This window comes from Nonomuraea sp. NPDC049480 (assembly GCF_044465905.1).
GTDB lineage: Bacteria > Actinomycetota > Actinomycetes > Streptosporangiales > Streptosporangiaceae > Nonomuraea.
In genome coordinates this window covers 1-20,562 of sequence record NZ_JBITMD010000053.1, presented here as the reverse complement: position 1 = coordinate 20,562, position 20,562 = coordinate 1, and the positions used below count along the sequence as shown (strand labels likewise).

Annotated in this window: 21 protein-coding genes and 1 pseudogene; 12 read left to right on the top strand and 10 right to left on the bottom strand. The window is 69.0% G+C overall.

The features are described from left to right. Positions 1–25: 25 nt before the first annotated feature. Positions 26–430 carry a hypothetical protein gene (locus ACIBX3_RS59740; protein WP_397129758.1) on the top strand — a complete coding sequence of 135 codons (405 nt, stop codon included), beginning with the start codon at positions 26–28 and terminating at the stop codon, positions 428–430. Positions 431–474: 44 nt separating this feature from the next. Here the strand turns inward: ACIBX3_RS59740 and ACIBX3_RS59735 are convergent, their stop codons facing one another. The 5 genes from ACIBX3_RS59735 to ACIBX3_RS59715 all read right to left on the bottom strand — a co-directional run bounded on the left by ACIBX3_RS59735 (position 475) and on the right by ACIBX3_RS59715 (position 5,079). Beyond that, positions 475–1,983: a M20 family metallopeptidase gene (locus tag ACIBX3_RS59735; protein WP_397129757.1), complete on the bottom strand. Its 1,509-nt coding sequence runs from the start codon at positions 1,981–1,983 to the stop codon at positions 475–477. 60 nt (positions 1,984–2,043) lie between these two features. Beyond that, positions 2,044–2,661 (bottom strand): ATP-dependent Clp protease proteolytic subunit, encoded by a 618-nt coding sequence (locus ACIBX3_RS59730; protein WP_397129756.1) that lies wholly within the window; start codon positions 2,659–2,661, stop codon positions 2,044–2,046. A 1-nt stretch (position 2,662) separates the two neighbouring features. Further along, positions 2,663–3,226: a ClpP family protease gene (locus ACIBX3_RS59725; RefSeq protein ID WP_397129755.1), complete on the bottom strand. Its 564-nt coding sequence runs from the start codon at positions 3,224–3,226 to the stop codon at positions 2,663–2,665. Between the two features lie 176 nt (positions 3,227–3,402). Continuing rightward, positions 3,403–4,263, bottom strand: coding sequence for a DUF2268 domain-containing protein (locus ACIBX3_RS59720; protein ID WP_397129754.1), 861 nt, complete (start codon positions 4,261–4,263; stop codon positions 3,403–3,405). 45 nt (positions 4,264–4,308) lie between these two features. Then, positions 4,309–5,079 carry a hypothetical protein gene (locus ACIBX3_RS59715; RefSeq protein ID WP_397129753.1) on the bottom strand — a complete coding sequence of 257 codons (771 nt, stop codon included), beginning with the start codon at positions 5,077–5,079 and terminating at the stop codon, positions 4,309–4,311. 56 nt (positions 5,080–5,135) lie between these two features. Between ACIBX3_RS59715 and ACIBX3_RS59710 the strand changes: the two genes are divergently transcribed. The 9 genes and pseudogenes from ACIBX3_RS59710 to ACIBX3_RS59670 all read left to right on the top strand — a co-directional run bounded on the left by ACIBX3_RS59710 (position 5,136) and on the right by ACIBX3_RS59670 (position 15,390). Then, positions 5,136–6,137: an AAA family ATPase gene (locus ACIBX3_RS59710; RefSeq protein ID WP_397129752.1), complete on the top strand. Its 1,002-nt coding sequence runs from the start codon at positions 5,136–5,138 to the stop codon at positions 6,135–6,137. Beyond that, positions 6,134–7,072, top strand: a complete 939-nt coding sequence (locus ACIBX3_RS59705) for a DUF58 domain-containing protein (RefSeq protein ID WP_397129751.1) — start codon at positions 6,134–6,136, stop codon at positions 7,070–7,072. The genes ACIBX3_RS59710 and ACIBX3_RS59705 overlap by 4 nt, the downstream gene beginning before the upstream one ends. Then, positions 7,069–8,016, top strand: coding sequence for a VWA domain-containing protein (locus tag ACIBX3_RS59700; protein ID WP_397129750.1), 948 nt, complete (start codon positions 7,069–7,071; stop codon positions 8,014–8,016). Before ACIBX3_RS59705 ends, ACIBX3_RS59700 begins: the two co-directional genes overlap by 4 nt. Before the next feature lie 11 nt (positions 8,017–8,027). Continuing rightward, complete coding sequence (locus ACIBX3_RS59695; protein ID WP_397129749.1) at positions 8,028–8,618, top strand: class I SAM-dependent methyltransferase; 591 nt, start codon at positions 8,028–8,030, stop codon at positions 8,616–8,618. Then, a complete protein-coding gene (locus tag ACIBX3_RS59690; protein ID WP_397129748.1) occupies positions 8,615–9,151 on the top strand; it encodes a TrmH family RNA methyltransferase in 537 nt (178 codons plus the stop codon). Before ACIBX3_RS59695 ends, ACIBX3_RS59690 begins: the two co-directional genes overlap by 4 nt. A gap of 39 nt (positions 9,152–9,190) precedes the next feature. Beyond that, positions 9,191–9,991: a glycerophosphodiester phosphodiesterase family protein gene (locus ACIBX3_RS59685; RefSeq protein ID WP_397129747.1), complete on the top strand. Its 801-nt coding sequence runs from the start codon at positions 9,191–9,193 to the stop codon at positions 9,989–9,991. A gap of 1,419 nt (positions 9,992–11,410) precedes the next feature. After that, positions 11,411–13,090, top strand: coding sequence for a TROVE domain-containing protein (locus ACIBX3_RS59680; protein WP_397129746.1), 1,680 nt, complete (start codon positions 11,411–11,413; stop codon positions 13,088–13,090). Positions 13,091–13,408: 318 nt separating this feature from the next. After that, a pseudogene (locus ACIBX3_RS59675) lies at positions 13,409–14,384 on the top strand (IS30 family transposase); the annotation flags it as partial. A 241-nt stretch (positions 14,385–14,625) separates the two neighbouring features. Further along, the gene (locus tag ACIBX3_RS59670; protein ID WP_397129745.1) at positions 14,626–15,390 is read left to right on the top strand and encodes a hypothetical protein; all 765 of its coding nucleotides are present in this window, start codon (positions 14,626–14,628) and stop codon (positions 15,388–15,390) included. 191 nt (positions 15,391–15,581) lie between these two features. On the opposite strand, the gene ACIBX3_RS59665 is transcribed toward ACIBX3_RS59670, so the two are convergent. The 3 genes from ACIBX3_RS59665 to ACIBX3_RS59655 form a co-directional block, all read right to left on the bottom strand. Continuing rightward, a complete protein-coding gene (locus tag ACIBX3_RS59665; protein WP_397129744.1) occupies positions 15,582–15,779 on the bottom strand; it encodes a hypothetical protein in 198 nt (65 codons plus the stop codon). Between the two features lie 74 nt (positions 15,780–15,853). Continuing rightward, complete coding sequence (locus tag ACIBX3_RS59660) at positions 15,854–16,036, bottom strand: CHAP domain-containing protein (protein WP_397129743.1); 183 nt, start codon at positions 16,034–16,036, stop codon at positions 15,854–15,856. A gap of 323 nt (positions 16,037–16,359) precedes the next feature. Then, entirely contained in the window at positions 16,360–16,497 is a 138-nt protein-coding gene (locus ACIBX3_RS59655) for a hypothetical protein (protein WP_397129742.1), read from the bottom strand. A gap of 304 nt (positions 16,498–16,801) precedes the next feature. Here ACIBX3_RS59655 and ACIBX3_RS59650 point away from each other — a divergent pair, with 304 nt between their 5' ends. Beyond that, on the top strand, positions 16,802–17,419 hold the full coding sequence (locus tag ACIBX3_RS59650; protein WP_397129741.1) for a calcium-binding protein: 618 nt from the start codon (positions 16,802–16,804) through the stop codon (positions 17,417–17,419). A 725-nt stretch (positions 17,420–18,144) separates the two neighbouring features. Next, a complete protein-coding gene (locus ACIBX3_RS59645; protein WP_397129740.1) occupies positions 18,145–18,456 on the top strand; it encodes a PadR family transcriptional regulator in 312 nt (103 codons plus the stop codon). Between the two features lie 351 nt (positions 18,457–18,807). Here ACIBX3_RS59645 and ACIBX3_RS59640 read toward each other — a convergent pair whose 3' ends face one another. Both ACIBX3_RS59640 and ACIBX3_RS59635 read right to left on the bottom strand, forming a co-directional pair. Beyond that, positions 18,808–19,740 (bottom strand): hypothetical protein, encoded by a 933-nt coding sequence (locus ACIBX3_RS59640; protein ID WP_397129739.1) that lies wholly within the window; start codon positions 19,738–19,740, stop codon positions 18,808–18,810. Between the two features lie 446 nt (positions 19,741–20,186). Beyond that, on the bottom strand, positions 20,187–20,432 hold the full coding sequence (locus ACIBX3_RS59635; protein WP_397129738.1) for a hypothetical protein: 246 nt from the start codon (positions 20,430–20,432) through the stop codon (positions 20,187–20,189). Positions 20,433–20,562 lie beyond the last annotated feature (130 nt).

Genomic DNA, 20,562 nt, shown 5'->3' with positions numbered 1-20,562 from the left:
GTGTTCATGTGGACATATGGAGCGTTTGCCGGCCATCTTGAACGTCCTGCGCGTGCACGACAGCGTGTCGGTCGCCGAGGTGGCCGGGTTGATCGCCGACGGCGAGGCGGTGGTGCTGGCCGGCGGCACGACCGCGCTGGAGGTGGCCCGCGCCCTGCTGGACCGCCGCGTGACGTGCTGCCGCGGGCTGTCGGCCGAGCACGGGCTGACCGCGCACGACCTGCCCGAGGTCGCGAGCAAGCAGGCGGCCATCGCCTCGGCGCGGCGGGTGGTGGTGGCGTGCGACTCGGGGAAGTTCACGCGGACGGCGTTCGGGGCGGTGTGCCCGATCTCCCGGCTGGACGTGGTCGTGACCGACTCCGGCATCCCTCGGGAGGAACGGGACGCCCTGGTGGCGGCCGGGGTGACGGTCAGGGAGGTGGCCGGATGAGCCGCGCGGCCCGGCCGGCCACCACACCCCCGCGCCCCAGGTGATCAGCTCTGGGCGGCCAGGGCCCGGAGGAGGCCGGCGGTCAGGGCGGTGCGTTCGATCATGCCGTCCACGCTGATGTGCTCGTTCCGGGCGTGCGCCCCGGCCCCGACGGCGCCCAGGCCGTCCAGGACGGGCAGGCCGAGCGCGGCGGCGAAGTTGCCGTCGCTGGCCCCGCCGACCGAGCATTCCCGCAGGTCCACGCCCATCTCCAGAGCCACCGCCCGGGCCAGCGAAAACAGGCGCGCGGTGCCGGGACCGCGTTCCATGACCGGACGGTTCCATCCCCCGCGCACCTCGATGGAGGCCCGGGGATCGTGGGGCCGCAAGGCGGCGAGCGCGGCGTCCACGCGGCCGGCCTCGGCCCGGCCGGCGACGCGGACGTCCACCTCGCACCGGGCCGCGCCGGCGACCACGTTGGAGCCCGTGCCGCCCGAGACGACGCCGACGTTGACGGTCGTGCCCGCGCCGGGATCGGCGAGATCGTGCAGCCGCCGCACGGCCCTGGCCAGCTCGTCGATCGCGCTGGCCCCCTTGGCCGGCTCCAGCCCGGCGTGCGCCTCCACCCCGGTGAAGGACAGGTGGAAGATGCCGACGCCCTTGCGCGCGGTCTTCAGCGCCCCGTCCGCGCTGGCCTCGAACACCAGCACGGCGGCGGCGTCGCGGGCGGCCTCCTCGATCAGCGGCCGGGAGGCGGGGCTGCCGATCTCCTCGTCGCCGTTGAGCAGCAGCCGCAGCCGCGGCCGCGGCAACCCGGCGGCCTCCAGCGCGCGCAGCGCCCACACGAGCTGGACCAGGCCCGCCTTCATGTCGAAGACGCCCGGCCCGGTGGCCTGGTCGCCGTCGAGGGTGAACGGCCAGGAGGCGAGCGTCCCGGCCGGCCAGACCGTGTCGTAGTGGGCGAGCAGGAGGATCGGGGCGCCGCCCCGGCCCGGGTAGTCGTTGATGCGGATGTCGCCGTACACGCCGCCGTCGCCGCGTCCGCCGATGTCTCCGCGCCCGCCGCCGTCGATCCGCCGGGTGGCCGCGGGCGGGCCGAGCCGGGCCTCCAGGTAACCGTCGAGCCAGTCCAGGCCCGCATCCAGCAGGGCCTTGTCGTTGCTGGGCGTCTCGAGCGAGACGTACGCGGCCAGATCGGCGAGCATGTCGGTCCGGTGCCCGTCGATCCAGCCGCGCGTTTCCCCGGTCGCTACCTCGTTCTCCACGGTCATCGGGCGGCCTCCAGGTCTGCGAGGTGGTTCTCGTTCGCCGGCGCACGGCCGCCTCGGCGTCGGCCGGGCGGGCGGCGGCGTGCCGATCCCGGCGGCCTCGGCCTCGGCGAGGACGGCGCGGCGGTCGTGGATGTGGATGTCGACGGGGCCCAGGCGGACGACGATGTCGCGCCGGATGCCGCTGCGATCCTTGGGCAGGGTACGCAGCCATGCCGTCAGACGATTCGTCGCCCCTTGTCGTACCCGTTCCAGGGCCCGGATAGAGCGGCGGCGGGATCCCGCCTGGCGCGCGGTGACGGACATGAAAAAACGCAGGCGGCGCGCCCCGGGAGGGCGCCGCCTGCGTCAGCGGGACGGGTGAGGTCAGCGGGCCAGGGCCGGCGTCCGCTTGCGCGAGGCGTAGATGTCGTCCACCAGCCGGTACGTCCGCGCCTGCTCGGCCGTGAAGATCCGATCCCGCTCGATGTCCTCCCTGATCTCCAGCGGAGTCCGCCCCGTGTGCCGCGCCAGCATCTCCTCCTGCTGGTCACGCATCCGCAGGATCTCCCTGGCGTGGATCTCCAGGTCGCTGGACTGCCCGCGCCCGCCCTCGGTGTGCGGCTGGTGCAGCAGGACACGGGCGTGCGGCAGCGCGGCCCGCTTGCCCGGCGTGCCCGCCGCCAGCAGCACGGCCGCCGCCGAGGCGGCCTCGCCGATGCAGACGGTGTGGATCTCCGGCCGGACGAACTGCATCGTGTCGTAGATGGCCGCCATCGACGTGAACGACCCGCCCGGGGAGTTGATGTAGATGTTGATGTCCAGGTCGGGGTCGATCGACTCCAGCGTCAGCAGCTGCGCCATCACGTCGTTGGCGACGGTGTCGTCGATCGGCGCCCCCAGGAAGATGACCCGGTCCTCGAACAGCTTGTTGTACGGGTTCATCTCCTTGATGCCGTACGACGTGCGCTCCGTGAACGACGGCAGCACGTAGCGGCCGCTCATGTCAGTTCATCCCTTCGGCGATGTGGTCGACGAACCCGTACTCCAGAGCCTCCTGGGCGGTGAACCAGCGGTCGCGGTCGGAGTCGGCCTGGATGCGCTCCAGCGGCTGGCCCGTGTGGCGGGCGATGATCTCGGCCATCCGCCGCTTGGTGTAGCGCATGTTGTCGGCCTGGATCTGGATGTCACTGGCCGAGCCGCCGATGCCGCCCAGCGGCTGGTGCATGACGATGCGGGCGTTGGGCAAGGCGTAGCGCTTGCCCTTCGCGCCCGCCGTCAGCAGCAGCTGCCCCATGGAGGCGGCGAAGCCCATCGCGACGGTCGCCACGTCGCACGGAATGAACTGCATCATGTCGTAGAGCGCCATCCCGGCGTGCACCGACCCGCCCGGGGAATTGATGTAAAGCGTTATGTCGCGCTTGGGGTCCTCGGCCGCCAGCAATAGGAGCTCCCCGCAGAGCCGGTTGCAAATGTCGTCGTCGACTTCTTGCCCGAGAACGACGATGCGCTCCTTCAGCAAACGCTGGCTGAGCTGGTCAGGCCAGGCCGCGCGCTGGGTCTCCGTCACGATGGTGTCCTTTCTCCGCGAGTATTCCTGCGAAAGACGCTAGACCCGGCCGCCTTGAATTAAGGAATCTTTTCGCTGGGGGCGCATTTCTCTGAGGGCGCATTCCACCGAGAGCGAATTCTTCTCGACATGCAATCGCGGATGTGAGAAAGGACCTGTTTCCGGCGATGGGCTAATTAGCGCACACCGCCACGTCGCATCAGCTCCGCCGCCGGGATCAGGGTGGCCTCGGCGGCGGTCAGGCCGGTGGCGGCCAGGGCCTGGTCGACGAGCCGCAACCCCACGGCGTATCCCGCCATGTCGGGGATGCCGCGAGGCTCCTGCCCGAAAGAGCGCATGGCGCTGTCCCCCAGCACGTACGCCGACGTGTGCTGCATCCCGGCCAGGTCGAAGTCCGCCATGATCAGCTCGTACGCCCGGTCGAACTCCTCCCCCGTCACCATCGACGACCACGGCCCCATGGCCGCGGGCCCCGACAGCTCCCGCACGAACGCCTCGGCCAGCCCCTCGGCCACCACGTGCTCGCCGACGGTCACCGTGACCGGGTTCCACTCGACGTTGGTGAAGCGCACGTTGTGGTGGAACTCGTGCACCGCGCAGTGCGCGATCCTGCCGATCACCTCGTCGGAGGGCCAGGCCAGCAGGTACAGCCAGCCGGGCGAGCCGCCCATGCCGTAGTAGCCACCGGAGATCTTCATCAGGTGCTCGTGGTCGGGGTTGCCCATCACGAACATGACCTGCAGCGAGCCGGCCTGCTTGGCCTCGCCCAGCCGTTCGGAGGCGCGCTCCAGCTCGCGCCGCACCTGGCCGAGCACGTCGGCCTCGATCATGCGCCGGACGGCGGGCAGGTAACGCGGGTCGTCGGCGTCGGCGCGGAAGCCGCCGCCCTGGTGGTGGATGCCGACGATGTCGCCGGGCATCGGGATCGCCGCCCGCATGGGCGCCAGCAATTCCCGCAGCGCGTCCGCCCGGTCCTCCAGCGGCCTCTCCAGCAGATCGGCCATCGCCGTGAGCGTGTCGTGAATGATGAATTCCATGCCGCGGACGCTAAAGCCTCACGCCAGGTGAGGCTCAAGCGCGATTCACAGCGGCGACTCCTCGCCGGGATCGTCCCCGGGCGAGCGGCCCGGCGTGGGCTGCCCGCTCTCGGTCGGCGACGGCGACTGCGACGGCGAGGGCCGCGGCTCGGGCGAGGCCGGGGTCGGCGGCGGCGTCGGCACGAACACCGTCGGCGGCAGCTGCCTGGGCTGCGGCTCGCTGTCGCGCCGGCCGAACAGCAGCAGCAACAGGATGGCCGTCACCAGCAGCAACAGCAGCGCCAGCGCCAGCGCGGCCATCAGCACCCGCTTGCGCGTCTCGGTCGGCGGCAGGCGCCGCGTCGTCGGCCCGGGCAGCGCGGGCGCGCGGTCGGTCAGCCAGTACGGCACGAAGTCCGGCCCGTGCGCCTCCCCGATGAACGTGCCGCCCACCATGACCGGCTCCAGGAACCGCTCGGCCCCCGGCCGGCCCGGCACGTACGGCACCGCCACCCACGGCGCGTGCCCGAGGTCGCTGTCGATCACCTCCGGCGCGCCGTCCAGCACCGCGCCCCGCTGCCTGGCCGCCCGGCCCAGCCAGCCGCGCATCCCGGACCGTTCGCCGCCGGCCTCCTTGATCGCGGTGACGAACCGCTCGCGCGCCGCGCCGTCGAACGCGGCCCCGCGCGTCAGCACGGCCAGCGACACCGCGCGGCCGTCGGGCCCCTGGCCCAGGTACACGAAACCGGCCGGCGCCTGATGCAGGCGCGCCTGAACCACGAAGGGCCCCAACCGGGGCGGATCACCGTACTGGAGCGGACTTGCCACGTTTGCCATGAAAGCACAGACGTGGCGCCGTGCACGTTTCCGTCATTGTTTGGTGGAATGGCGTCATGAGCGTCGCCGAAGAGTTGCCAGGCGGAAACGACGCGGCACTGCTGCGTCAGAGTCTCGACGAGGTCCGGCGGGTCATCGTCGGACAGGACCACATGGTCGAACGGCTCATCGTGGCCCTGCTGGCGCGCGGGCACTGCCTGCTCGAAGGAGTCCCAGGCGTCGCCAAGACCCTCGCCGCCTCCACCCTGGCCACCGTCGTGGGCGGTACGTTCGCCCGCATCCAGTTCACCCCCGACCTCGTGCCGAGCGACATCATCGGCACCCGCGTCTACCATCCCTCCAACGAGAAGTTCGACGTCGAGCTCGGCCCCGTGTTCGTCAACTTCCTGCTGGCCGACGAGATCAACCGCGCCCCCGCCAAGGTCCAGTCCGCGCTGCTGGAGGTCATGGCCGAGCGCCAGGTCACCCTGGCCGGCGTCACCCACCCCCTGCCCAAGCCGTTCATCGTCCTGGCCACCCAGAACCCCATCGAGTCCGAAGGCGTCTACCCGCTGCCGGAGGTGCAGCGCGACCGGTTCCTGTTCCGGGTGCGCGTGCCGCATCCCAGCGCCCACGAGGAGCTGGAGATCCTGCACCGGATGAGCGTGAAGCCACCCGTCCCCGAACGGGTCCTCGACCCCGACAAGCTGCTGGCCCTGCAGGAGGCCGCCGAGCAGATCTCCGTGCACCAGCTCGTCGCCGACTACGTGGTGCGGCTGGTCATGTCCACCCGCGCCCCCGCCGAGTACGGCCTGGGCGACCTGGCCGAGACCATCGAGATCGGCGTCAGCCCCCGCGCCACGCTGGGCCTGGTCGCCGCCGGGCGGGCGCTGGCCCTGCTGCGCGGCCGTGACTACCTGCTGCCCGACGACGTACGCGACGTGGCCGTGGACGTCATGTCCCACCGGATGATGCTCACCTTCGACGCCCTCGCCGACGGCGTCGACCCCGAGCAGGTCGTCAAACAGATCCTGCACGCCGTGCCCCCGCCCCTCGTCGTCTGGAACCAGAACCGTTGAGCCCCACCACAGCAGAGCAGGCACTGCGGCGGCTGGAGCTGACCGTCACCAGACGCCTCGACGGGCTGCTGCACGGCGCCCACCAGGGCCTGCTACCCGGCACCGGCAGCGAGGCCGGCGACAGCCGCGTCTACGTGCCCGGCGAGGACGACGTGCGCCGCATGGACTGGAACGTCACCGCTCGCACCACCGTCCCCCACGTCCGCGACCTCATCGCCGACCGCGAGCTGGAGACGTGGGCGCTGGCCGACCTGTCCCCCAGCATGGACTTCGGCACCGCCGACACCGACAAACGCGACCTGGTGATCGCCGCCGTCGGCGCGATCGGGTTCCTGTCCAGCCGCATGGGCGACCGCTTCGGCGCGCTGGTCCTGCACGACGAGTACGTCCACCGCATGCCCGCCCGCACCGGCCGCCCGGCCCTGTACGGGCTGCTCCACTCCCTCATGGACGCCCCCCGCGGCCGTATCGTGCCCGACGCCCCCGACCTGGCCGAGGGCCTGGAGGTGCTGTCGGCCAGCCGCCGGCGCCGCGGCATGCGGCTGGTCGTCTCCGACTTCCTCGACGCCCACCCCGACCTCGACCCCGACGCCGAACGCCCCTGGGAGCGCCCCATCAGGCGGCTGGCCGCCCGCCACCAGGTCCTGGCCGTCGAAATCATCGATCCCCGCGAGCTCGAACTGCCCGACGTGGGCCGCGTCGCGTTCGCCGACCCCGAGACCGGGAACGTACGCGAAGTGCACCTTTCACCCAAAGTCCGGCAAGCGTACGCGGAGGCGGCCGCCCTGCAACGGGAGAGCACCCGCCTCGCGCTGCGCCGCGCCGGCGTCGCCCACCTGGTCCTGCGGACCGACCGCGACTGGGTGTTCGACGTCGCGCAGTTCGTGCTGCGCCAGCGGCGCATGAGCCACATGGCCCACAGGAGACCCACATGACCTTCCTCTCCCCCTCCTGGCTGTGGCTGTTCGTCCTGGTGGCGCTGCTCATGGCCGGCTACATCGCGACGATGTTCGCCCGCCGCCGCTACACCGTGCGCTTCACCAACCTGGCCCTGCTCAACCTCGTCGCCCCCGCGGGACCCGGCTGGCGCCGCCACGTCGCCCCCGTGCTGTTCCTCGTCATGATGTCGCTGCTGGTCCTCGGCGCCGCCAAGCCCGCCGACCAGGTCCGCGTCCCCCGCGACCGGGCCACCATCATGATCGCCCTGGACGTGTCGCTGTCCATGGACGCCGACGACGTCCAGCCCAACAGGATCGCCGCCGCCAAGGCCGCCGCCCAGGCGTTCGCCAGGGAGCTGCCCGACCGCTTCAACGTCGGCGTGGTGTCCTTCGCCCGCTCGGCCAACGTCGTCATCTCCCCCACCACCGACCACCAGGCCGTGATCACCGCGATCGGCAACCTCACCACCCGCCCCGGCACCGCGATCGGCGAGGCCGTCTTCAACGCGATCGAGTCGCTGCGCTCGTTCGACCAGCAGGCCGCCACCGACCCGCCGCCGGCCGCGATCGTGCTGCTCTCCGACGGCGACAACACCTCCGGCAGGTCCGTCAACGAGGCCATCGAGGCGGCCCAGCAGGCCCGCGTCCCGGTCTCCACCATCGCGTACGGCACCCAGGAGGGCACCGTCAACATCGACGGCCGCCCGGTGAACGTACCGGTCAACAAGCAGACCCTGCAGTCGCTGTCCGACGGCACCAGCGGCCGCGCCTACGCCGCCGAGTCCGGGGCGGAACTGCGCGAGGTCTACGAGCAGATCGGCACGTCGCTCGGGTACAAGCTGGTCAATCAGGAGATCACCCAGTTGTTCATCGTGGCCGCGATCGCGGCCGGGCTGCTGGTGGCCGGTGCGGCGGTCATGTTCGGTTCCCGCATCCCGTAACGTTTTGCCACGTGGCCCACTACTTCTCCGAGCAGCCGGACACCGCACGCAGGCCGGGCACGGTCGACCTGGTCCTGACCGACCTGCACCTGCGGCTGGAGACCGACAGCGGCGTGTTCTCGCCGGAGCGGGTCGACGTCGGCACGCGCGTGCTGCTGGAGACCGTCCCGCCGCCGCCGCAGGAGGGCGACCTGCTCGACCTGGGCTGCGGCTACGGGCCGATCGCGCTGACCATGGCCTCCCGGGCGCCCGGTGCGACCGTGTGGGCCGTCGATGTGAACCGGCGCAGCCTGGAGCTGACCGAGCGTAACGCACAGGCCGCCCGCCTTTACAAAGTAAGGTCAGTGCATGTCGATGAAATGCCAGATGACGTGAAATTTCGGGCAATCTGGTCCAATCCTGCGATCCGCATCGGGAAGCAGGCCATGCACGAGATGCTCACCAGGTGGCTGACCCGGCTGACGCCCGACGGCGTGGCCTACCTGGTCGTCCAGAGACACCTCGGCTCGGACTCTCTGCAGCGCTGGCTCGGCGAGCAGGGCTGGCAGGCCTCCCGCGAGGCCAGCCGGGCCGCCTACCGGATCCTGAAGGTGACCCGATGAGAAGGCAGCTGCGCCCCACCGACGTCAAGCGGCTCAACCGCACCTGGCGCAGGAACACCGGCAACCGCCTCGGCCTGATCCTGGAGTCCGTCACCGGCCCGTTCAACGTCGGCTCGATCTTCCGCAGCGCGGCCGCGTTCGGCGTGGACGAGATCTGGCTGGCCGGCAACGCCACCCCGCCGACCAACCCCAAGGCGGGCAAGACCGCGCTCGGCACCGAGCGGCTGGTCACCTGGCACGAGCCGGTGCCGGCCACCGAGGCGGTCAAGGCCGCCAGGGAGGCGGGCTACACGGTGCTGGCCATCGAGCTGACCGCCGAGGCCGTGCCGCTGCACAAGGCCCATCTCGGCCGCGACGTGTGCCTGGTGGTCGGCAGCGAAGACCACGGCTGCTCCCCCGCCCTGCTCGACGCCGTCGACGGCGTCTGCTACATCCCGCAGGTCGGCCGCGTCGGCTCGTTCAACGTGGCGGTGGCCGCGGCCATCGCGCTGGCCGAGGCCCGCCGCCAGGAGTGGCAGAATCTCCCCGATTAGTAACCGCAGGTTTCCTCCAGGAAGGGCATACTTCAGGACGTGCTCAGCCGCCGATTCGCCTTTCTCGACCACCCGGGCCCGCTGGCCTTCGCGCACCGCGGGGGCGCCGCGGAGGGTGCGGAGAACTCCGTGGCCGCCTTCGAGCGGGCGGTCGAGCTCGGCTACACCTATCTGGAGACCGACGCGCACGCCACCGCCGACGGCGTGCTGGTGGCCTTCCACGACCACACGCTCGACCGCGTGACCGACCACCGCGGACGCATCTCCGAGCTGCCCTACCGGGCGGTGCGGCGGGCCCGCATCGGCGGCGTCCACGAGATCCCCCTGCTGGAGGACCTCCTGGGCACCTGGCCGGAGATCCGCTTCAACATCGACGTCAAGGAGGCGGCGGCCATCGCCCCGCTGGCCGAGGCGATCAGGCGCACCAACTCCTACGACCGCGTCTGCCTGACCTCCTTCTCCGACGAGCGCCTGGTGCTCGCCAGGGCGGCGATCGGCAGGGAGGTGTGCTCGGCGCTCGGGCCGCGCGGTGTGGCCGCGCTGCGCGCCGCGGCCACCACCTCCGGCTACGGCCGGCTGCTGGCCCGCCTGTCACGCGCCGGGATCCCCTGCGCCCAGGTGCCGGTGGGCTTCCGCGGCCTGCGCGTCACCACCCGGCGCCTGGTCCGCACCGCCCACGCCATCGGCATGCAGGTGCACGTGTGGACCATCAACGAGCCAGCCCGTATGGAGCACCTGCTCGATCTGGGCGTGGACGGCATCATGACCGACAACGTCACCGGCCTGCGTGAGGTGCTCGACGTCCGGGGACAGTGGTATCCCCGCGGCATCGCGGCTTGACCGGCCATCCGGCGCGTGGTCGCAGCTTGACAGGCCTTCCCGATGGTCGCCGATCTCGTTCATTCATGACCGCTCGGTTGGCCGTCCTTGGTGGACGACAGTAGTTTCTGGCAGCCCTGTGCATGGGTCTTCCATGGGTTCGGGACCTCACCACTGAGGTCCGGGTCTTCCGTATGGGCGGGCAGACGCTTCTCCCACAGGTCCAGCCCTGCCGCGCCCGCCCAAGCAGTCATCTTGCCTTGAAGGCGCCACGCAGGCCGTCGCACGCCTGCTGACGCGCGGACGCTCTTTCGCTGGCGACGGTCATCCCTTCGGCTTCGTCGTCAAGGGCCTCTCCACCATCAGGGCGAGGCCGCCGTCCCAGTCGATGTGCCGGCCCTCTCTGCCGTACGGCACGAGGCAACGGGTACGGGCGAAGAATGCCGTGACCGTCAGTCGGTTGGCCCGCCACACCTGACCGCCGCTCTCGAACCGCGCGAGCAGGAAACCTGGCTCCTAGCCGCACGGTTGGATGTCCAACTCTCCGTGACTGGTCGCCATGTCGAGCGCGTCGTCGGGCAGGGCCCGCGGACAGCCGGCGAACTGGCCCGGTCGAGTTGCTGCGCCGGGGGGAACGGCGCACGCGTCCGAGTCGTTCATGAAGCGCGCACCATCACTGTCTGATCACCAACATCGCGACCTGCGTATTTGCGTCTCACCGCGTGACCGCGCAAGCAAAAGAACTTGCGCTCTCATCGGCCTGCCATGCTACGGTTTCGATCAGTTAGACCTCTCCGAAATCCACCATCCCGTCGGGCTCGGAGCAGGTGCGGGTCGAATGGCGTCGGTTATCTCCTTGAAAAAGATCACATCCGGTGCCGCTTCCCACATCCGTATCCGCTCCCGGCTCGACGGTCGTCGGCGCGGTTCGGAGAGGGCACGGGTCGAAGTTCGTCGGTTACCACTTCTAATGGGGCGGTCGCAGGTTCGAGTCCTGCCCGGGGCCACGGCTCCGGTAGCTCAGTTGGCAGAGCACCTAAACGCCGGTGAACATCCCACATCCGTGTCTTCTCCCAACCACACCGATCCACTCGTCAGCCCTGCCGGGAGCACGGGTCGAATCCTGTCGGTTACCACACAGGTAAAGGTTCGACTCCTTTCCGGCCCACTCGCGGGCCGGACGCCCAGGTCGGCTGGGCACCCGGCAGGAGCCCCACATCCGTGCCACCGGCCAGGCTGACGATCACGGGGAGGGCGGGTCGAAGTCGTTCGGTTATCTTCCGGTACCGGCGGTCGCGGGGTTCAAGTCCCCGCTGCGCGGACTGGCCGCGCATAGCTCAACGGTAGAGCTCCGGTCTTGATCCGGTCGGCACACCCATATCCGCCCTCCCCTCCCCCACATCCGCCGCCAGGCGGGTCGAACCCCCTTGGAGATCCTTCATGGCCCGCAACCGTGACCCTCTCGCAAGCATTTCCGCCACCGCCACGCCGCAGACCCAGCGGCTGCCCGGCCGCACCGACCAGGTCAAGAACGCGGCGGGCGGCTACGTGTTCGCTGAGGACCTGTGGCGCAAGCTGGAGGACTTCCTGGTCCTCGGCACCACGGGCGGCACCTACTACGTGTCGCAGGACCAACTGACGGCCGAAAACGCCGACGTGCTTTTCAAGGCGATCGCCGAGGACGGCCCGCGCGTCGTCGAACTGCTCACCGACATCTCGACCGCGCGCCCGCCGCGCGCCCCGAAGCAGCGCCCAGCACTGTTCGCACTCGCCGCCACCTACGCCAAGGGCGACGCGGCCACCCGCCAGGCGGCCAAGCTGGCGCTGCCGAAGGTCGTGCGCACCACCGACCACCTCGCCCAGTTCTTCGGCTACTACAAGAACCTCGGCGGCAAGGCGACCGCGCGCGGCACCGCGCCGGTCGTCGGCCGGTCCCTGCGGACCGCGCTCGCCTCCTGGTTCCTGTCGGACAACGCGGACAACGTCGCGTTCCGGGTGTGCAAGGCCCGTCAACGCAAGACCCCGCAGGGCGAGGCGTTCGACCTGCGCGACGTCCTGCGCATCGCCCACCCCCAGGCCGACACTCCGGAGCGGGGGCGGCTGCTCGGCTGGATCGCAGGGAACGTCTCGGACGAGCAGGCGCGTGATGCGCTGGAGTCGGTGGACCGGTTCCTCACCGCCAAGGCCGTCACCACGTCCAGCCAGGCGGTTCAGGTCGTGACCGAACGGAAGGTGCCGTGGGAGTTCCTGCCCGACGCCATGCTGCGGGAACCAAGCGTGTGGGACGCGCTGATCGACACGGTCGGCATGACCGCGCTCATCCGCAACCTGTCCCGCATGACCCGCATCGGCACGCTCAAGCCCATGAGCGACGCCACCCGTCGCGCGGTCGCCCGGCTCACCGACCAGGGGGCGCTTCTTCGCGCGCGCATCCACCCGATGGACGCCTTCCTCGCGCTGCGCGTGTACGGCTCGGGCCGATCTCAGCCGAACCCGCGCGCTGACGTGCAGACGTGGACGCCGGTCCCGGCGATCCTCGACGCACTGGAGGAAACGTACGAGCTGTCGTTCGGCACCGTCGAGCCTTCCGGCCGGCGGCTGCTGGTCGCGGTGGACTCGTCCGGCTCGATGTCGGGTGGCTGGTCCGGCGGCGGCGTCGTGGTCGGCGGTTCGTCGATCGGTTCGCCGTACGAGGTGGGCTGCGCAATGGCCGTCATGCTGGCCCGGATCGAGCGTGGGAATGTGCACGTCATCGACGTGGACACCGGTGTCCACGCCTCGAAGGTGACGCCGCGTACCAACCTGCGCGAGATCAAGAGCTGGCGGCCTTCGGGCGGCGGCACCGACCTGTCGCTGCCGTTCCGGTGGGCGCGTGAGCAGCGGATGGCTGTGGACGGCGTGGTCCTGTTCACCGACAACGAGACGTGGGCCGGGCGGTCTCACCCGTCGCAAGAGCTCGACGCCTACCGGCGCACGGTGGCGCGTGACGCCCGCGTGGTCGTGGCGGCGATGACGGCGGCGGGCTACTCGATCGGCGACCCTGCCGACGCGGGCGTGCTGAACATGGCGGGCCTGGACGCCTCCCTGCCGCTGATCGTGAACGGATTCATCCGAAGTTAAGGCGCCCTCCAACGAGAAGCGCCCCATCTCTCTGGCTTCCGTTCTAGCGGTCGTCGCAACACCCCAGCTTGGGGAGTGCGATGGAGTTTCGAGATCCGCGAGATCCGGTCCCCTCAGGGGCGGCGGAAGCTGACCGTGAGCGGGAGGAATACTTCCGGCTTATGGATCAAGGCTTCAGCAGCGTGGAAGCGTGCCGGATCGTCGGGATCAACTACCGGACCGGCAAGCGGTGGCGGAACGGCTCGGCGCCGAACAAGGCAAAAAGAAGGGGGCCCCCGCCGGTCAGACGACCGGCGGGGGCCCCCTTCTGGCGTGTCTCGATACCTGCGGGAAGACGAGCGAATCCACATCGCTGACCGGGTGAGAGAGAAGGCATCGATCCGCGAGATCGCGCGCGAACTCGGTCGTGCGCCCTCGACCATCAGCCGGGAGGTGCGCCGCAACCGGCACCCCACCAACGGCCAATACCGGCCACGCCGCGCAGGCCCGTGCCGACGCGCGCCCCAAGCCCAGCAAGATCGGGCAGAACCCCGAGTTACGGGCCTACATTCAGGAGCACCTGACCAAGCGCTGGAGCCCGGAGCAGATCGTCCAGAGCCTGCTCCGGACCTTCCCCGAGCGGGCGGAGATGCACGTGTGCCACGAGACCATCTACCAGTCTCTCTATGTCCAAGGCCGCGGCGAGCTACGCCGCGAGCTGACCAAGGCGTTGCGCACCGGCCGCGCCATACGTAAGCCGCGCCGCCTGGCCCAGCAGCGCCAGCCCCGCTACAGCGCGCCAATGGTGATGTTCAGCGAGCGGCCGGCCGAGGCCGACGACCGCGCCGTTCCCGGCCACTGGGAAGGCAACCTGATTATTGGCAAGAACCAGGCATCGGCCATCGGCACGCTGATCGAGCGAACCACCCGCTACGTCATGCTCGTCCACCTGCCGAACGACCACGGCGCGGTCAGCATGCGCGATGCCCTGCTGGACACCATCGCGACGCTACCGGCCCACCTCCGGCGCTCCCTGACCTGGGACCAGGGCAGCGAAATGGGACGTCACCACGAGTTCTCCGTCGCCGCCGACGTGCCCGTCTACTTCTGCGATCCGGCCAGCCCCTGGCAGCGCGGCTCCAACGAGAACACCAACGGCCTGCTGCGCCAGTACTTCCCCAAGGGCACAGACCTGTCAGTCCACACCCGCGAGGACCTCGACGCCGTCGCTGCTGAATTGAACTCCAGACCAAGAAAGACGCTCGACTGGGACACCCCGGCTGAACGCCTCGAATTCCTGGTGACCTACGCCTGACCTAGCCCGAACCCATCTCTGGCTCATCGCACAGTAGATGGCCGACACCAGCGAACCGTTCCCCCCTTCGACACCGGAGACCCCACGATCTTCAGTGACATGTCCCGATCCGATTAAGGGAAGGGTGTGGAAGTCTGGACATATGACAATTGAGTGGTCCCGGCAGGAGGTCCTCGACGCGGTCAGGACACGCTTGCTAGGTGCGGGCGCTGTGTTGGACGGGTACTCCACCGTCGATGTCATGGCAGAGCACGACGGCATGCTAGTGATCTTCCACTGGCGGCGAGATCCGAACACATACGCCATCAAGGTCGAGTTTCCGATGGCGTCGAAGAGTCCGTGGACTGGCGGTTCGTACACTGGCCTGCCGGTGACCTCGCCGGATGAATGGGCCGCAGACTTCGCATTCCGCCTGAGGTTGGAACTCGATACCGGGCTGGTTCGCCGAAGCCGCCGGATGATCCGAGATGGGTACGTCCTGTTGGACACTCACGATGCCCCAGACGACTGCCCCGCCGGCTTCTTCATCGGATCGCTGTCGGCATCGGTTTCTCCGCCTGCGTCCAAGGTCGGCGCCCACCTGGCCCGGGCAGGGATGGATATCACCATTCCCAGACAGCTGATCGTCGAGGCAAGGCTTGCCTGCTGGCTTCATGCCTACGTCGACAACGCCCGCGGGGAACCCTTCGTCGGTCAGGCAGCCGCGTCCTGGGAGGACACGAGACGCACCATCGCCCGTCTCGACCTGGTGCACATCCAGCCCGGCATCCCATCAGAGGTGCGCGATGGGCTGGTGCGTCTCGTGGTCCGCGAGGTAGCCGAGGCCGGCGCCCTGCGCGTGGTCACCGCGGTCGACGATCCTGAGTTCCATGGACTGGGGTTCCGGCCCGCGAACGGTGGCGGCCTTGCGCTTCACACTAGGAGCACTGAACCACCATCGGAACCCCACAGGGACCGCTGGGCCTCCGACTGGGTTCCGTCTTCCCTCAAACGGGAAACACGGTAACCCAGTCGGCTCGCGCTATGCTGACCGCTGCCAGTAAGTGATCACTGTGTTGCGACGATCCCTCGAATACGCCGAGAGGTGAGCAGGGCCCTTGTATTTGCATGTCCAGCAGCAAGCAGGACTTTGATTTCATGCCGCCACGGAGCGGGCGACGACGACCCCGCGTCGCAGGGCAGAGCGAGAACCTAGGATCACGCTGCCGGCTTCGCGGCCCTCTGGAACTCCTTCAGAGCGTCGTACAGCGGATCACCGAACACGATGTCGTCGACGCCGCCGTTCAATCCGTAGTCCCTCGCGTGCAGCAGATAGAACAGTGTCTTGACGTGCCGGCGCAGCGGCTCGTCCGCCTTCTTGCCAGCGCCGATCCGCAGCGTGGGCAGCTGCTTCACGAGCACTCAGGCCGTCCTCCCCGCGATGCGTGAGGCCGGCGCGGGCACCCTGCTCCTCCTCCATCCACGTCAGCTCAGACTTGGGAGCGGGCGCAGGCTTTCACGCCCGAATACGCGGGGTATCCGTAGCCGGAGATGCAGGCGCGGGAGGGGCGGTGCCGCATGACGCGGTTGCTGGTGTCGCCTTCGATCGTCGTGATGGTGCCGTCGCGGTGGACACCTTCGACGATGCCGACGTGATCGATCGCGCCGATCACGTTCTTGCTTCGCCCGTACCGGGTCCAGCCGTCGCGGCGCTCGCCCTGGCCGAGTTCGCCGCGGACGATTCGAGCAGGACGTCTTCAGGCCGCTTCGGCACGAGGCCCCCCGCGTCGATCCAGACCATTTGTGTCGCCCCGCCGTGGCCGTGGATGGCTTCACGTCGTCCAGGCAGCGCCAGTGGTCGAGGGAAGGTCGTGCGCCGCGCCAGCGCACCGAGACGGAACCGTCCGGCCAGAACACGCCGTCCGCCACCCGGCCGGTGCCGGAGACGCTGCTGACGTCATGGTGGCGTTGCAGGAAGAACAGGCTTGGCAGGTGCTCACAGCTCCTCCACGGGTCCGGACTCGTCTTCGACGACGGAGCCGGGTTCCTGCGGCACGTCGGGTTGGAGTGGGTCGTCGTCGGTCAGCGCGGCGGCGTTGTAGGGCGCAAGCGGCAGCGCCTCGTGTTCAGGCATGGGCAACCTCGGTGAGCGTCGATTTGATGAGATCAATTCGGTGGCGTCGGTCCTAAGCGCCTATTCCTGAACCGTTGGTCTTCAGGCCTGCTTGCTCGACCCGGTCGATTACCCACGGGCACCCGGTTGGCTGGTACAGACGTTACTGCTGTCAGCAACCTGATGATAGCCCTGAGGGTCTAGGCCGTTTTGCTCGTTGTGACGTGCAGGAATACGCGGTCCGTCTGTCCCCGAAATGGCCCAATGGTAGGTCGGGCCCGTAGCAGCGGGTTCCGCCCGGCTCCCATCGAGGAGAACCATTCATATGACCAGAACCATCCGTCGCTTCGGGCGCTCTGCGCTGATCGCCGGCGCGTCTCTCATGCTCGTGAGCAGCACAGGCCTCCTCGCGCCGCCGGTACTGGCGGCGACCCCACCGCCACCCTTGGTGGACTGTTTCGGATACACCATCGAATTCATTGTCCCGCCGCCGCTCTACGTCCCATCCGGTGGTGGCGCCTTCGTCGGCACGGACCGTGCCGACGTAATCATCGGTACAGATGGACCCGACCGCATCTTCGGCGGCGAGGGCGGCGACAGGATCTGCGGCGGAGATGGTCAGGACTACATCGAGGGCGGAACGGGGGACGATCGTATTGACGGTGAAGGTCACAGAGACGAAATACACGGCGGGGAGGACGACGACACCATCTACGGCGGGCCCAATCCGCCCGGCGGATTTCATGAAGCACTCTACGGAGAGGAAGGCGCCGACCAACTGTTCGGCGGAACCGGACCCGACGCGCTGATATGCGCGACACCTCCCGATCTGCCGCAAACCGGCGACCACGGCAGTGGCGGAACAGGCATGGGCAACGGTGCGCCGGAAGATGACTACATCATGCTGGGGACCAGCTGCGACACTCAAGCAAGCATTCCTTGATGCGCAAATGGCGGACCGGCGACAGGGCGACGGCGTTGTCGGAATGCAGCGAGGAAGGCGCTAGTCAGGGCGACGGAGGTTAGCAGGTCAGCCTTGGGTGAGCTGGAACAGCGCGATCACCACACTGGCCACGGTGACGAGAAGGCCGACGACGGCGATGATCTGGCGGGGGCGGTCGGCGAGCTGGGCGCGGGTCACCGCGCTCCGCTCGATCTCACTCAGCCGCCCCCCAGACCACCCACCTGCTCGACCAGCTCTGCATGACGGTCCTCCACCTGCTTGAGCTGATGGAGGACCAACCGCATCTGCCCATCAGTCCGAGGCGAACAGGTGGTTGGCAATCGAGGTCGCGGCCCTCGCGATGCCGCCGCTGTTCGCCCGGCTCTACTGGCCGGCGACGACAACCTGCATGAATGTGATCGCGAACGCTGGTGGCCGGGCCGGGACGGCCAGGGGTGGGAAACTGGCCGTCCCGCGTGTGTAGCGTTCAGCCGCTGCCCTGGATGCCAGCCGCAGCGGCCGATGCCGCCGCCACCACCGTGAACATCGCAACGGTCAGAGCGAGCACGAACCGGCGCCAATGTGTCATCGCATGCCTCCTCTCAGGACGACCAGCCACGCCACCGTGTATTCGCCGCGCCCGCGCCGCTGGATTTCTCTCGCGTACAGCCAAGACGCGCTAATGCCGTACTCGACATAGGTCGAACTCGACTACCGGAGTCTGGATGGCAGGCCCGATCCGACTCACCGCCCCCACCAGCGACGTCCTCAGCGTCCTCCTCGAAGCAGCCGCTGAGAACACTCCCACCTATGGGCTCGCGATCTGCCAGACCACTGGCCACGGGTCCGGCACCGTCTACCCCATCCTGCGCCGACTGGAGACCATCGGGTGGGTGCGCTCCTACTGGGACGACAGCGAGGCGACCGGCCCACGCAAGCGCCTGCTGGAGATGACCGCGCAAGGCCGAGGCGAGGCCGCATCGGCGCTCGCCCAGCGGCAGGCCAAATCCAGCGGTCGCCGGGGATGGAGCGCCTGATTTTGCTGGTGAGTAGCAGCAGCGTTTGTCGGTCAGTTTGGGCAGCACTCGGGGGCTGATCGGGTTTGGAATGTCGGTGAGAAGTAGCAGCACCCGGAGGCTCGACCGCGACCCGAGCAAGCCATAGTGCCGGGCCCGCCCAGTCGGGCGCGGCGGCGTCTTCCCAGGCGGTGCGGACGGCGTCCGGGGCGGGGGATGAGCCCTAGGTCGGGGATGAGGCGAGCTGCTGGGCGAACCCTTCGGAGGAGCCGGCCAGCGACCCTCCGCGGCCAAAGCGGCCGGCGGGCGCCTGTTCGGGGGCGGGTTGGTGAAGAGCGGTCAGGAAGACGGCCCGCCCGTTTTGTTCCCGGTTCAGTCGTGGGGGAAGCAGACTCTGGAGTGAAGGCGAAGGGGGCGGCCGGGTGGGAGAGGCGGTTCCAGCAACTCGTCCACTGGGACGCCGGTCCAGTCGATGGACGTGGTCTCGGGGTTCTCGTGGAGACGAGCGTTCAGGTCGTACTTGGCAATGGGGTGGCCGGGGCGGTGGATGTGCAGGGTCAGCTCCGCACCCTCATCGTCCAGGTCTTCACCGGTCAGGCAGTCGGATCGGGAGCCGGCGTTGGGGCCGGGGCCGAGGGCGGCGGCCAGGTGCGTGCGAACGTCGGCGACGGAGGTGAACAGGACGAGGGCGTCCTCCCATTCGTTGTTGTTGATCCAGTAGGCGCTGCGCAGTAGCGCGAAGGCGTGGCGGGGGTGGCTCGTCTCGCGCTGAGGCCTTTTAGCGGGCGGAGCATGAAGGTAGGAGAGGGCGGAACGGGCGCAATGGTCGTCGGGTGCGCGGTGTAGGGCTTCCTGGTAGGCGGCGATTGCGGCGTTCTGGTCGCCCGTCCAGGTGAGGGCATGACCCAGGTAGAGCGGCATGAGGGCGTCGTGGGGGTCCGCAGCAAGGGTCGCCTCTGCGGTAAGGACGGCTTCCTCGGCGAGCGGACGGCTCACGCCTTTGCTGTCATGCATTCCCAACCCGTTGAGCAGCGTTCCGTCGTCATCGTCGAAATCGCAGCACACGTCCGACAGCACCACCTGCCGAAGGGCGAAGGTCGAGGCCACCGCACGCAGGATCGCAAGAGTGGCGGCAGTCTCGGCGTCTTCGTGCGGTCCCTGCTCGGCCTGGTCGCAGTGGTGGCGAGCCTGGGCGATCAGACCAGGGACCGCCTGTTCGCCGCTGAACTGCCGAAGCAGGAACTCGCATTCGGCGAGCGACCGGCCGGCCTGCAGCAGGTGGATGCGCGGATCTTGTGCGGGCATGGGTCGAATTCTGCCATCGAGAGTCGTAGCGATTCCCGGTGAACGCTACGACTCGGTGTCTTGGTCATCGGGCCGCCCACTGAAACCAGGCACTTAAGGCTTTCAGATCAGGAGACCCAGGGTTTCGGGCGCTTCCCAGGCCGTCAGCTGCCGCTCAGGGTCGGTTTCCTCCTGCGCGTACTGGTTGATCAGTTCGGCGAGGGCTTGCCGGTCCTGCTTGGGGAGGTCCTGCAGGAGAGTGCAGCGGCGCCAGCAGGGTCCGCTCGTGCGCGAAGCGCTCGCCGATGGTCTGGGTGCGCATCCGGATCCGGCGCTGCTCGTCTTTGACGTCCCATTGGTCAATCAGTGCGTTTAGCTCGCTTATCGAGGCGACATCGGGGACGTTCTCTGAACTAGGAACTTGATGCTCAGCGGTAGCGCCTCAGCTCGTTTGCTGTCGAAGCGGGTCAGGTAGAGGTCAGCCCGGCTTTCGCGGAGTCGAGATGGCGGGTGTCACCGAGGTTGACGACCTGGCGGCTGCGGCGGAAATCGTCTTCGTGCAGTTTGGTGATACTGCCCGATCGAACTCGGAAAAAGGCATGGCCGACTGCCATGATCGGCATCTTGATCCAGGCCGCCACGATGAAGGTCAGGGAGCCACCGTGCGTCACGATGATCTGGTGTTCGCAGGGGCGCTGCACGATCTCGTTCATGGCCGCGTAGAGATGCGCTGCGCCAACGCCCCCTTAGTGGTCCGGCTCGTAAGTCATTCGAGGGTTCACGTGGTTGCTGGTAGTACGGCAGGCTGGTGATCGCAGCCGGTGGGCTGCTGGAAGTGGCGCT

Excerpts from the sequence above, each read along its gene's own strand:
- ACIBX3_RS59655 (WP_397129742.1), bottom strand. The coding sequence starts at position 16,497 with ATGCCTGAACACGAGGCGCTGCCGCTTGCGCCCTACAACGCCGCCGCG.
- ACIBX3_RS59635 (WP_397129738.1), bottom strand. The coding sequence starts at position 20,432 with ATGAACGAGATCGTGCAGCGCCCCTGCGAACACCAGATCATCGTGACG.
- ACIBX3_RS59735 (WP_397129757.1), bottom strand. The coding sequence starts at position 1,983 with ATGTCCGTCACCGCGCGCCAGGCGGGATCCCGCCGCCGCTCTATCCGG.
- ACIBX3_RS59650 (WP_397129741.1), top strand. The coding sequence starts at position 16,802 with ATGACCAGAACCATCCGTCGCTTCGGGCGCTCTGCGCTGATCGCCGGC.
- ACIBX3_RS59710 (WP_397129752.1), top strand. The coding sequence starts at position 5,136 with ATGAGCGTCGCCGAAGAGTTGCCAGGCGGAAACGACGCGGCACTGCTG.
- ACIBX3_RS59700 (WP_397129750.1), top strand. The coding sequence starts at position 7,069 with ATGACCTTCCTCTCCCCCTCCTGGCTGTGGCTGTTCGTCCTGGTGGCG.
- ACIBX3_RS59680 (WP_397129746.1), top strand. The coding sequence starts at position 11,411 with ATGGCCCGCAACCGTGACCCTCTCGCAAGCATTTCCGCCACCGCCACG.
- ACIBX3_RS59670 (WP_397129745.1), top strand. The coding sequence starts at position 14,626 with ATGGCAGAGCACGACGGCATGCTAGTGATCTTCCACTGGCGGCGAGAT.
- ACIBX3_RS59715 (WP_397129753.1), bottom strand. The coding sequence starts at position 5,079 with ATGGCAAACGTGGCAAGTCCGCTCCAGTACGGTGATCCGCCCCGGTTG.
- ACIBX3_RS59720 (WP_397129754.1), bottom strand. The coding sequence starts at position 4,263 with ATGGAATTCATCATTCACGACACGCTCACGGCGATGGCCGATCTGCTG.
- ACIBX3_RS59645 (WP_397129740.1), top strand. The coding sequence starts at position 18,145 with ATGGCAGGCCCGATCCGACTCACCGCCCCCACCAGCGACGTCCTCAGC.
- ACIBX3_RS59690 (WP_397129748.1), top strand. The coding sequence starts at position 8,615 with ATGAGAAGGCAGCTGCGCCCCACCGACGTCAAGCGGCTCAACCGCACC.
- ACIBX3_RS59730 (WP_397129756.1), bottom strand. The coding sequence starts at position 2,661 with ATGAGCGGCCGCTACGTGCTGCCGTCGTTCACGGAGCGCACGTCGTAC.
- ACIBX3_RS59640 (WP_397129739.1), bottom strand. The coding sequence starts at position 19,740 with ATGCCCGCACAAGATCCGCGCATCCACCTGCTGCAGGCCGGCCGGTCG.